2 protein-coding genes are annotated in these 13,559 nt (G+C 71.1%); both read left to right on the top strand.

The window, feature by feature from the left end:
- The first annotated feature begins 114 nt into the window (after positions 1-114).
- Positions 115-12,759: a non-ribosomal peptide synthetase gene (locus AMK18_RS03135; RefSeq protein ID WP_158071797.1), complete on the top strand. Its 12,645-nt coding sequence runs from the start codon at positions 115-117 to the stop codon at positions 12,757-12,759.
- Positions 12,756-13,538, top strand: coding sequence for a thioesterase II family protein (locus AMK18_RS03130; protein ID WP_018100444.1), 783 nt, complete (start codon positions 12,756-12,758; stop codon positions 13,536-13,538). The genes AMK18_RS03135 and AMK18_RS03130 overlap by 4 nt, the downstream gene beginning before the upstream one ends.
- Positions 13,539-13,559 lie beyond the last annotated feature (21 nt).

Raw genomic sequence — 13,559 nt, 5'->3', positions numbered from 1 at the left:
GCCGCACCGCCGAACTGCTGGCCCTACCGCCGGAACAACTGCCGCTCGGCGTCCGGCCCCGGCGGTTGTATGGCACTGCCCCGCCCGCTCCCGCCGCGACTCACAGGAGACCTCATGCCGTCCGACGCCACCGTCGCACCCGCTCCGGCCGTCTACCGGCTGCCGCTCTCGGAGGCCCAGCGCGATATCTGGACGGCGCACACCCTGGACCCCACCGGCCTGAAGTACACCATCGCGGAGTGCCGGGACATCCTGGGCCCGGTCGACCCGGTGCTGATGGCCGCCGCTTGGCGCCGCCTCGTCGTGGAAGCCGATGTCATGCGCACCCGCTGCTTCGAGGACGACGGCGAGCAGGTGTGGCAGCTGATCGACGCCGACGCGGCGGAGCGCACGCTCGCCTACACCGATGTGAGCGGTGCGGCGGATCCGGCGGGCGCGGCCTGGGAGCTGGTGGACGCGGCGGTCGGGGCGCCCTTCGATCTGACCGGCGAATGCCCGGTCCGCTGCATGCTGATCAAGCTGGCCGACGACCGGTACTTCTACGTCTACGCCTTCCACCACCTGGTCGTGGACGGCGCGGGCATGGGGATGCTGCTCCAACGGCTGGTCGAGTTGTACGAGCGGGCGGTCGCCGGGGAGCCGTGGGGTGACTCGCCCTTCGGTGGGCTCGCCGAGCTGTACGCCGAGGACGCCGCGTACCGAGCCTCCGAGCAGGCCACGGTCGAACGGGCGGCCTGGCGGGAGCACTTGGCGGGCGCTCCGGAGACGTTCCCCAGCCTGGTCAGGGGCGCCGGCCGGGCCGCCCCGGCCCGGGCTCTGCTGCCCTTCGCCCGGCGCACGGTCCTCGTCACGGCAGCGGAGGCCGACCGGCTGCGTGCCGTGGCGCGCGCCGAGCGGGTCTCCTGGCCGGTGCTCGTGGTCGCGCTGTTCACGGTCTACCTGCACCGTGTCACGGACCTGGACGAGCTGATGGTCGCCCTGCCGGTGGCGGGCCGAGCCACGAAGACGGCCCGCAGTACGCCGGGCATGACGTCGAACATCGTGCCCCTGCGGCTCCGTGTGGGCACGGACGAGTCCCTGCGCACCCTGGTGCGTGCGGTGGCCGCCGAGGTCAAGCACGGTCTGCGCCACCAGTTGACGCGGTTCGAGGACATGCGCCGGGACGCGGGGACGCTCACCGGCGGTCGTCGGCTGACCGGTCCGGTGCTCAACATCATGTCCTTCAACGCGGACCTGACGGTCTGCGGCAGCACCACGGTGAACCACAACGTCACCAGCGGCCCGGTGGAGGACCTCAACGTCACCGTGTACGACCTGGGCGCCTCGGACGGTTTCCGCATCGACTTCGATACACCGGTGGAGGGCGTCGACGTCTCCGCCGTGGCCGCCCACCAGGACCGGCTGGCCGCCTTCTTCACCCGTTCGGTCGAACCGTCCCCGGGCGGGGTCGAGCCGGCCGAGCGGAACGCGGCAGAGCTGGAGGTGCTGTCCGCAGGCGAGCGGTCGATGCTGCTCGGGGCGTGGGCCGGAGAGGTGACCGCTCGGGACGACGTGTCGCTCGTGCAGCGCTTCGAGGAGCAGGTGGCACGGGTCCCGGATGCGGTCGCGCTGATCGACGGCGAGCGCGGCTACACGTACGCAGAGCTCAACGCCACCGCCAACCGCTGGGCCCACCACCTGCGCGAACGCGGCCTGGGTCGGGGTCAACTCGCCGGCATCCTGCTGGAACGCAACGCCACCTTCGCCACCGCGCTCATCGCCGTACTCAAGACCGGTGCGGGGCACGTGCTGCTCGACCCGGACTTCCCGGACGAGCGTCTGCGGTCGGCGGCGGACGAGACCGCGATCAGTCACCTGGTCACCCATGCGGGGCTGGCGGGCCGCCTTGAGGGTGAATGGGTTACGTGTGTGGAGGGCCCGGACGCGGTGGCCCACCACGACGCGGACAACCTGGGTGTGCCGATCCGCGGTGACGACCTCGCCTGCGTGATGTTTACGTCGGGCTCCACCGGACGGCCCAAGGGAATCGTCTCCTCGCACCGCAACCTCGTGTCGACGCTGGTCGGACAGACCTACCTGCCGACGGGTGCGGATGAGGTGTACCTCCAGTCCTCCCCCATCTCGTGGGATGCCTTCAGCCTCGAATTCTGGGGCCCGCTGCTGCACGGCGCGCGCGTCGTCCTGCAACCCGGGCAGAAGCCGGAGCCCTCGCTCATCGCGGAGTTGGCCCCCAAGCACCGCGTCACCACCCTGCTCCTGTCGGCCAGCCTCTTCAACTACCTCACCGACGAACACCCCGAGACCTTCGACTCGGTCACGACCGCGTACACGGTGGGTGAGGCGGCTTCCCCGGTACACGTGCACAAGCTTCAGACCGTCCGGCCGGGCATCAAGGTGGTCAACGGGTACGGGCCGGCAGAGGCGATGATCTACGCCACCACGCACGTCATCGAGCCCGCCGACGCCCCGCACACCGTGATTCCGATCGGCACCCCGCTGGTCAACAAGCCCCTCTACGTCCTCGATACGTCGCTGCGGCTGTGCCCGCCGGGCGCCACCGGTGAGCTGTACGTATCCGGCGACGGCCTCGCCCACGGCTACCTCAACCGCCCCGACCTCACCGCGACCAGCTTCGTCCCGAACCCGTACGGCCCCGCCGGGACACGCCTCTACCGCACCGGCGACCTCGCCCACTTCGACCACGAAGGACGCCTCCACTACGAAGGCCGCGCCGACCACCAGATCAAGATCCGCGGCTTCCGTATCGAACCCGCCGAGGTCGAAGCCGCGCTCCTCACTCACGCGAAGGTCTCCCAGGCCGTCGTCGCCAAGCACCAGGACCAGCTCTCGGCCTACGTCGTCACCACCGCCGACCCGGCAGAGCTCCGACGCCACCTCGCCGACCGGCTTCCGGAACACCTCGTCCCCGCCTACCTCACCCCGCTCGACCGCTTCCCCCTCATGCCGAACGGGAAGATCGACAAGCGCGCGCTGCCCGAGCCGGTCGCGGTGTCGTCGGGCGGTCGTGCCCCGCGCACCCTGCTGGAAGAGACCCTGATAGGCCTCTTCACCAGCACGCTCGACGTGCCCGGCACGCTGACGATCGATGACGACTTCTTCCATCACGGCGGGCACTCGATCCTCGCGGCCCGCCTCACCAACCGGATCGCGCAGGCTCTCGGCGTCCGGCTGACGATCCGGGACGTGTTCGAGAACCCGACCGTGGCGCGGCTCGCGGAGAAGGTCGGTGCGGCGAAGGGCCTTCCGGCGCTGCCTCCGCCGACCGCCGGTGAGGGTCCGGGCGAGGGGCTGGCTCCCATGTCGTTCGCCCAGCGCCGGTTGTGGCTACTGGAGGACCTGGACGGCGGAAGCACCGCGTACAACGTGCCGATGGCCGTACGCCTGGACGGCACCCTGGACGCCGACGCCCTGGAAGCCGCGCTCAACGACGTCATCGAGCGCCACGCGCCCCTGCGCACCCGGTACGAAACGGTGGACGGCGAACCTCGGCAGCGCATTCTCCCGGCCACCGGGGCGCGGTTGCGCATGGAGCGCCGTGAGGTGACCGCCGGGGAGCTGGACCACGCGGTGGCCGAGGCCGGTCGCCATGTCTTCGACCTCCGCAGTGAACTCCCGCTCGCCGTCACGCTGTTCCGGCTGGACGACACCACGCATCACCTGGTCTTCGTGCTGCACCACATCGCCACGGACGGCCAGTCGGGCGAGGTGTACGTGACCGACCTGGCCCGTGCGTACGAGGCACGGGTGGCCGGGGCCGAGGGAAGCGTGCTTGAGCCGCTGCCCGTGCAGTACGCGGACTACGCGGTGTGGCAGCAGCGGGTGCTGGGCTCGGCCGACGACGCGGACAGCGTGCTCTCCCGCGAACTCGCCTTCTGGCAGGGCGCCTTGGCGAACCTTCCGGAGGAGCACGGTCTCAACCCGGACCGGCCGCGCCCCGCACGGGCCTCGCACCGGGGCGGTGAGGTGGCCGTCGATCTCGGTGACGACCTGTTCGCCCGCGTGGGTGAGCTGGCCCGCGCCGAGGGGTGCACCCCGTTCATGGTGGTGCACGCGGCCCTGGCCGCAGCGCTCACCCGACTGGGCGCCGGCACCGACCTGGCCATCGGCTCACCCGTCGCCGGACGCACCGATGAGGCGCTGCGCGATCTGGTCGGCTTCTTCGTCAACACCCTCGTCCTGCGCACCCACACCGACGGCAACCCCACCTTCCGCGAACTACTCGAACGCGTCCGCACCACCGACCTCGACGCCTTCGCCCACCAAGACGCACCCTTCGACCTCGTCCTCGACACCCTCAACCCCACCCGCACACTCGCCCGCCACCCCCTCTTCCAAATCTGCCTCACCCTGGAGACCAGCACACCGGTGCTGGCTCTGCCCGGGGTGCGACCGCAAGCCGTGCAGACGTTCGCCAACGGCTCGGCCAAGTTCGACCTGGAGTTCCTGCTCCGCACGGGCGACGGCGAGGGCCTGCGCGGCATGGTCGTCTTCGCGGAGGACCTGTTCGACCGATCCACCGTCGAACGCATGGTGACCGTGCTCGGAACGGTGCTGCGCCAGGCGCTGGCCGACCCGGAGGCGCGCATCGGGGACGTCGATGTGCTGTCGGCGGGTGAGCGGGAGGTGCTGCTCGGGGCGTGGGCCGGGAAGGTGGCCGACCGGGACGATGTGTCGCTCGTGCAGCGCTTCGAGGAGCAGGTGGCACGGGTCCCGGATGCGGTTGCGCTGATCGACGGAGATCGCAGCTATACGTACGCGGAGCTGAACGCCACCGCCAACCGCTGGGCACGCGAGCTGCGCGGGCGCGGCCTCGGCCGAGGTGACCTGGCGGGCATTCTCCTGGAACGCAATGCCACCTTCGCCACCGCCCTCATCGCCGTACTCAAGACCGGTGCGGGACATGTACTGCTCGACCCGGACTTCCCCGATGAGCGCCTGCGGTCCGCCGCGACCGAGGCCGCCATCAGCCACCTGGTCACCCACACCGCACTCGCCGACCGCCTCCCCGGAACCTGGACCACCTGCACCGAAGACCCGGACGACCTGGCCCACCACGACGCGAGCAACCTCGGTGTACCGGTCCGGGGCCAGGACGTGGCGTGCGTGATGTTCACCTCCGGCTCCACCGGACGGCCCAAGGGCATCGTCTCCTCGCACCGCAACCTCGTATCGACCCTGGTCGGACAGACCTACCTGCCCACCGGCCCGGACGAGGTATACCTCCAGTCCTCCCCCATCTCCTGGGACGCCTTCAGCCTCGAATTCTGGGGCCCGCTGCTCCACGGCGCACGCGTCGTCCTGCAACCCGGACAAAAGCCGGAACCGTCGCTCATCGCGGAGTTGGCCCCCAAGCACCGCGTCACCACCCTCCTGCTGTCGGCCAGCCTCTTCAACTACCTCACCGACGAACACCCCGAGACTTTCGACTCGGTAACCACGGCCTACACCGTCGGGGAAGCCGCCTCGCCCGTCCACGTACACAAGCTGCACAGCGCCAGGCCGGGCATCAACGTGGTCAACGGGTACGGGCCGGCGGAGGCGATGATCTACGCCACCACACACACCATCGAGCCCGCCGACGAGCCCCACACCGCCATCCCCATCGGCACACCACTCGTCAACAAGCCGCTGTACGTGCTCGACACCGCGCTCCGGCTCTGCGCACCGGGTGCCACCGGTGAGCTGTACGTATCCGGCGACGGCCTGGCCCACGGCTACCTCAACCGCCCCGACCTCACCGCCACCAGCTTCGTACCCAACCCGTACGGCAAGCCCGGCACCCGCCTCTACCGCACCGGCGACCTCGCCCACTTCGACCACGACGGACGCCTCCACTACGAAGGCCGCGCCGACCACCAGATCAAGATCCGCGGCTTCCGCATCGAACCCGCCGAGGTCGAAGCCGCGCTCCTCACTCACGCGAAGGTCTCCCAGGCCGTCGTCACCAAGCACCAGGACCAGCTCTCCGCCTACGTCGTCACCACCGCCGACCCGGCAGAGCTCCGCCGCCACCTCGCCGACCGGCTTCCGGAACACCTCGTCCCCGCCTACCTCACCCCGCTCGACCGCTTCCCCCTCATGCCGAACGGGAAGATCGACAAGCGCGCGCTGCCCGAGCCGGTCGCGGTGGTGAGTACCGAGCGGGTGCCGCAGACGCAGCTGGAAGAGGTGACGGTTGCCCTCTTCAGCCGGGTGCTGCGCACCTCGGAGCCGGTGGGTGTGGACGACAGTTTCTTCGCCCACGGCGGGCACTCGCTGCTGGCGGCCCGCCTCACCAACCACATGGCCGATGTGCTGGGCGTGCGGCTGACCATCCGGGACGTGTTCCAGCACCCCACCCCCGCACGCCTCGCGCAGTACATCGCCTCGTTGAAGGGGCGGCCCGCGCTGCCGCCCCTGGTCGCGGGCGAGGCGGGCGACGGGCCGGACAGCCCCGCCTCGTTCGCCCAGCGCCGCCTGTGGCTGCTCGCCGAGTTGGACGGCGGGAGCACCGCGTACAACGTGCCGATGGCCGTACGCCTGGACGGCACCCCGGACGTCGATGCCCTGGAAGCCGCACTCAACGACGTCGTGGAGCGCCACGCGCCGCTGCGCACCGTGTTCACGACGGGCGACGGGGAGCCTCGGCAGCGCGTCCAGCCGGCCGCCGGAGCCCGGGTCGTCATCGAGCGCCGGACGTCGACGGCGGCCTCGCTGGACGGCGACCTGGACGCGGCCACCCGGCACCGGTTCGACCTCAGGACCGGGAACCCGCTGCGGGCCGCCCTGTTCGACCTCGAAGACGGGCACCCCGTCCTGTTCCTGCTCTTCCACCACATCGCGACGGACGGCCGCTCGGCGGGTGTTTTCTTCGATGACCTGGCCCGGGCTTACGAGGCACGGCTGGCCGGGGCCGAGGGAAGCGTGCTTGAGCCGCTGCCCGTGCAGTACGCGGACTACGCGGTATGGCAGCAGCGGGTGCTGGGCTCGGCCGACGACGCGTACAGCGTGCTCTCCAGCGAACTCGCCTTCTGGCGGGACGCCTTGGGCGCACTGCCGGAGGAGCACGGGCTGAGTCTCGACCGGCCCCGTCCGGCGGTGGCCTCGCACCGGGGCGGTCAGGTCGAAGTGGCCCTGGGTGACGACCTGTTCGAGCGCATCGGCGAGCTGGCCCGGGCCGAAGGGTGCACCCCCTTCATGGTCGTCCACGCGGCCCTGGCCGCAGCGCTCACCCGCCTCGGCGCCGGCACCGACCTGGCCATCGGCTCACCCGTCGCCGGACGCACCGATGAGGCACTGCGCGATCTCGTCGGCTTCTTCGTCAACACCCTCGTCCTGCGCACCCACACCGACGGCAACCCCACCTTCCGCGAACTGCTCGAACACGTCCGCACCACCGACCTCGACGCCTTCGCCCACCAAGACGCACCCTTCGACCTCGTCCTCGACACCCTCAACCCCACCCGCACACTCGCCCGCCACCCCCTCTTCCAAATCTGCCTCGCCCTGGAGGCCGGGGAGGCTCCGGTGCTGGGGCTGGGCGGCCACACGGCCGAGGTGCGGGGGCTGACCAACGGCTCGGCCAAGTTCGACCTGGAGTTCCTGCTCCGGTCGGACGACAGCCGGGGCCTGCACGGGGTGGTCGTCTTCGCGGAGGACGTGTTCGACCGGGCCACCGTGGAGCGCATGGTGACCGTGCTCGGCGGGGTGCTGCGCCAGGCCCTGGACGACCCGGAAGCACACATCGGAGACGTGGAGGTGCTGTCGGCCGCCGAGCGGGGGCTGATCCTCGGGCCCTGGGCCGGGACCACCGCCGACATCGACGAAACCTCGCTGGTCGCGCGCTTCGAGGACCAGGCCGCCCGGTCCCCGGAGGCCGTCGCGCTCATCGACGGCGAGAACAGCTTCACGTACGCGGAGCTCAACGCCACCGCCAACCGCTGGGCCCACCACCTGCGCGCACACGGCCTCGGCCGGGGCCAGCTCGCCGGCATCCTCGTGGAACGCAACGCCACCTTCGCCGCCGCGCTCATCGCCGTACTCAAGACCGGCGCCGGTTACACCCTGCTCGACCCCGATTTCCCGGACGAGCGCCTTCGCTCGGCCGCGCGGGATGCGGGCATCGCCCTGCTCGTCACAGACGACGTCCTCGGGCAGCGCGTGACTGGCCCCTGGCGCGTGGTCTCGTGCTCCGGCGGGGCGCCGGCCGATGCGGCGGAGGACAACCTGGGTGTGCCGGTCACGGGGGACGACGTGGCGTGCGTGATGTTCACGTCGGGGTCCACCGGGCGGCCCAAGGGCATCCTGTCCTCGCACCGCAACCTCGTCTCCACGGTCACCGCGCAGACGTACGGGAACTTCGGACCGGATGAAGTGTTCCTTCAGTGCTCGCCGGTGTCCTGGGACGCCTTCAGTCTCGAATTCTGGGGCGCACTCCTCCACGGCGGTGCCACCGTTCTCCAGCCCGGCCAGAAGCCGGAACCTGCTCTGATCGCCGAGCTGTCCCACCGCCGCGGCGTCACGATGCTCCAACTCTCCGCCAGCCTCTTCAACTACCTCACCGACGAACACCCCGAAGCATTCGCGTCGGTCACCGTCGCCTACACCGGCGGGGAAGCAGCTTCGCCCGCGCACGTCCACAAGCTTCAGCACCTGTCACCTCACACCACCGTGGTCAACGGATACGGCCCCGCCGAGTCCATGGGCTTCACCACCACCCACACCATCGCCCCCACCACCGAACCCCACCCCACCATCCCGATCGGCTCGCCTCTCACCAACAAGGCCGCCTACGTCCTCGACTCCACCCTCCAGCCCGTCCCGCCCGGCGTCACCGGCCACCTCTACCTCACCGGACACGGCCTCGCTCACGGCTACCTCAACCGCCCCGACCTCACCGCCACCACCTTCATCCCCAACCCCTACGGCGAGCCCGGCACCCGGCTCTACCGCACCGGAGACCTCGCCCGGTTCGACCGCGAAGGCCACCTGCACTACGAAGGCCGGGCGGACAGCCAGGTCAAGGTGCGCGGCTTCCGCATCGAACCCGGTGAGATCGAGGCCGCGCTCCTCACCCACCCCCACCTCACCCAGGCCACCGTCACCACCCACCGCCGCCAGCTCGCCGCCTACGTCGTCACCGACACCGACACGACGACCGAGGACATCCGCAGGCACCTCACCGAGCGGCTCCCCGAGCACATGGTCCCCGCCTACCTCACCGTCCTCGACCGGCTCCCCCTCACCCCCAACGGCAAGATCGACCGACGCGCCCTGCCCGAACCGGCCGCCGTCGCCTCGCAGGGCCGCGCCCCGGGGAGCCAGCTCGAAGAGGTCACGGTCGCCCTGTTCAGCAAGGTTCTGGGCACACCGGGGCCCGTGGGTGTCGAGGACAGCTTCTTCGCCCATGGCGGGCACTCGCTGCTGGCGGCCCGCCTCACCAACCACCTCGCCGAGGTGCTGGGCATCCGGCTGACCATGCGGGACGTGTTCCAGCACCCGACGCCCGCACGCCTCGCCCAGCACATCGCCACCCTCGACGGCCGGCCCGCGCTCCCGCCGCTCACCGCCGGGGCCTGGTCCGGTGACGGCGACGCGCCCGTGTCCTTCGCCCAGCGCCGACTGTGGCTGATGGCCGAGCTGGACGGCGGCAGCGCCGCGTACAACGTACCGATGGCGGTACGGCTGACCGGACCGCTGGACGCCGGGGTGCTCGACGCGGCGCTGCAGGACGTGGTCGTACGCCACACCCCGCTGCGGACCGTGTTCGTGACGGTCGACGGCGAACCGCGCCAGCACGTCGTACCGGCCGCGGAGGCCCAGGTGCCCTTCGAGCGCCGCGAGGTGACCTCCGGCGAGCTGGACCGGGTCATGGCCGAGGCCGCGCGCCACGTTTTCGATCTCCGCAGCGAACTCCCCGTCCGGGCCACCCTGTTCGAGGTCGGTGATGAGTCTTCGGTCCTCCTGCTCCTGCTCCACCACATCGCGACGGACGGCCGGTCCACCGGAGTGCTGTTCGATGACCTGTCCCGGGCCTACGAGGCGCGGAGCGCGGGTGCGACCGCGAGTGTCCTGGAACCGTTGCCGGTGCGGTACGCGGACTACGCGGTGTGGCAGCAGCGGGCGCTGGGAGCCGCCGACGACGCGGACAGCGTGCTCTCCCAGGAGTTGGCGTTCTGGCACAAGACGCTGGAAGGGCTCCCCGAGGAGCACGCCCTGAACCTGGACCGCCCGCGCCCCGCACGCGCCTCGCACCGGGGCGGTCAGGTCGAAGTCACCCTGGGAGACGACCTGTTCGAGCGCATCGGTGAGCTCGCCCGGGCCGAAGGGTGCACCCCGTTCATGGTGGTGCACGCGGCCCTGGCCGCAGCGCTCACCCGCCTCGGCGCCGGCACCGACCTGGCCATCGGCTCACCCGTCGCCGGGCGCACCGATGAGGCGCTGCGCGATCTGGTCGGGTTCTTCGTCAACACCCTGGTCCTGCGCACCCACACCGACGGCAACCCCACCTTCCGCGAACTCCTGGAACGCGTCCGCACCACCGACCTCGACGCCTTCGCCCACCAGGACGCACCCTTCGACCTCGTCCTCGACGCCCTCAACCCCACCCGCACACTCGCCCGCCACCCCCTCTTCCAAATCTGCCTCACGCTGGAATCCGGAGGCGTTCCGGAGCTGCGGCTCGGGGACGCGACGGTCACCGCGATGCCCGACGTCACGAGCGGCGCGGCCAAGTTCGACGTGGAGTTCCTGCTCCGCACGGACGACGGCCAGGGGCTGCGGGGCACGGTGCTCTACGCGGAGGACCTGTTCGACCGGTCCACCGTCGAACGCATGGTGACCGTGCTCGGCGAGGTGCTGCGCCAGGCGCTGGCCGATCCCGAGCTGCGCGTCGGTGAGCTGGACGTGGTGTCGGCCACCGAACGGCAACTGATCCTCGGGCCATGGGCCGGGACCACCGCCGACATCGCCGAGACCTCGCTGGTCGCACGGTTCGAGGAGCAGGCCGCGCTCACCCCGGAGGCCGTCGCGCTCATCGACGGCGAGAACAGCTACACGTACGCGGAGCTCAACGCCACCGCCAACCGCTGGGCCCACCATCTACGCGAACGCGGCCTCGGCCGGGGCGACCTCGCCGGCATCCTCCTGGAACGCAACGCCACCTTCGCCACCGCCCTCATCGCCGTACTCAAGACCGGCGCCGGGCACGTGCTGCTCGACCCGGACTTCCCCGACGAGCGCCTGCGGTCCGCCGCGACCGAGGCCGCCATCAGCCACCTCGTCACCGACACCGCACTCGCCGACCGCCTCCCCGGAACCTGGACCACCTGCACCGAAGACCCGGACGACCTGGCCCACCACGACGCGAGCAACCTCGGTGTACCGGTCCGGGGCCAGGACGTGGCGTGCGTGATGTTCACCTCCGGCTCGACCGGACGGCCCAAGGGCATCCTGTCCTCACACCGCAACCTGGTCTCCACGGTCACCGCGCAGACGTACGGGAACTTCGGGCCCGACGAGGTGTTCCTCCAGTGCTCGCCGGTCTCCTGGGACGCCTTCAGCCTCGAATTCTGGGGCGCACTCCTCCACGGCGGTACCACCGTTCTCCAGCCCGGCCAGAAGCCGGAACCTGCTCTCATCGCCGAGCTGTCCCACCGCCACGGCGTCACGATGCTCCAACTCTCCGCCAGCCTCTTCAACTACCTCACCGACGAACACCCCGAGGCATTCACCACCGTCACCGTCGCCTACACCGGCGGCGAGGCAGCCTCCCCCGCCCACGTGCACAAACTCCAACAGCTCTCGCCCCACACGACGGTCGTCAACGGATACGGCCCCGCCGAATCCATGGGGTTCACCACCACCCACGCCATCGCCCCCACCACCGAACCCCACACCACCATCCCGATCGGCGCACCCCTCACCAACAAGGCCGCCTACATCCTCGACGCCACCCTCCAACCCGTCCCGCCCGGCGTCACCGGCCACCTCTACCTCACCGGACACGGCCTCGCCCACGGCTACCTCAACCGCCCCGACCTCACCGCCACCACCTTCATCCCCAACCCCTACGGCGAGCCCGGCACCCGGCTCTACCGCACCGGAGACCTCGCCCACTTCGACCACGAGGGCCACCTGCACTACCACGGCCGCGCCGACAACCAGGTGAAGATACGGGGCTTCCGCGTCGAACCCGCCGAGGTGGAGACCGCGCTCCTCAGCCACCCCCACCTCACCCAGGCCACCGTCACCACCCACCGCCGCCAGCTCGCCGCCTACGTCGTCACCGACACCGACACGACGACCGAGGACATCCGCAGGCACCTCACCGAGCGGCTGCCCGAGCACATGGTGCCCACCTACCTCACCGTCCTCGACCGGCTCCCTCTCACCCCCAACGGCAAGATCGACCGACGCGCCCTGCCGGAACCGGCCGCCGTCGCCTCCCGGGGCCGCGCCCCGCGCAACCCGCTGGAAGAGACCCTGACCGGCCTCTTCGCCCGCACCCTGGGGGCCGAGGAAGCACTGACCATCGATGACGACTTCTTCCACCACGGCGGCCACTCCCTCCTGGGCGCCCGCCTCACCAACCACATCGCGGTCTCCCTGGACGTCCGGCTCACCGTCCGCGACGTCTTCGAGCACCCGACACCGGCCCGGCTCGCCGAGCACATCACCGCGCTGAAGTCCGCGCCGGCCGCCAAGAAGGCCCGGCCCACCCTCCGCCGTCGTACCGAGACAGAACGGATCAGCTCATGACCCCCGTGTCCCCCGCCCCCGAAGACGTCGTCTGGGACCTTCCCGGTGACGGCCCGCACCGCCTCTCGCTGCTGGTGCTGCCGCACGCCGGGGGCAACGCCCACGCCTACGGCGGCTGGCGCGAGCACCTGCCGGCCGATGTGCGGCTGCTGATCGGCCAGTACCCGGGCCGCGGCGCCCGCTACTGCGAGGACCTGCCGCTGTCCGTGGACGACCTGGCGCAGCCTGTGGTGGACTCGCTGCCCGCCGACACCGGTGAGCTGGTGGTGCTGGGGCACAGCATGGGGTCGCTGGTCGCCTTCGAGGTGGTACGCGCCCTGCGGGCCGCCGGCCGCACTCCGCGTCTGCTGATCGCGTCCGCCTGCCGGGCGCCGGTGCTGCCGAACCAGTGCCCGGTGCACCCGGAGCGGCTGGACGACGACGAGCTGGTCGCGGCCATCAAGGAGCGCGGCGGCACCGACGACGGCATCCTCGACGACCCGGAGCTGCGAGAGATCGTCCTGCCGTCCATCCGGGCCGACTTCGCGATCGACGACGCCTACCGGTGCACCGCCCCGGACGCGCGACTCGACTGCCCGGTGGCCGTGTTCGGCGGGTCCGAGGACCCGATCGTCCCGGCGGAGATGCTCGCCGGCTGGTCGCTGGTGACCGGCCACGAGGTCGTGCCGCAGGTGCTGCCCGGTGACCACTTCTACTTCCAGCAGGACCTGCCGGGCTTCTTCGCCCGCCTCAACCCGGTCCTGGACACCCTCCGCGACTCCGCCGCGGCATCCGCGTAACCACCCACCCGACTTCGCCCG

This window comes from Streptomyces sp. CB01249, assembly GCF_001905735.1.
Lineage (GTDB): Bacteria > Actinomycetota > Actinomycetes > Streptomycetales > Streptomycetaceae > Streptomyces.
Note: the sequence above shows the minus strand (reverse complement) of the source record. Positions and strands in the feature narration are given on the sequence as shown.

Coding starts and splice junctions, on each gene's coding strand:
- AMK18_RS03135 (WP_158071797.1), top strand. CDS start 115: ATGCCGTCCGACGCCACCGTCGCACCCGCTCCGGCCGTCTACCGGCTG.
- AMK18_RS03130 (WP_018100444.1), top strand. CDS start 12,756: ATGACCCCCGTGTCCCCCGCCCCCGAAGACGTCGTCTGGGACCTTCCC.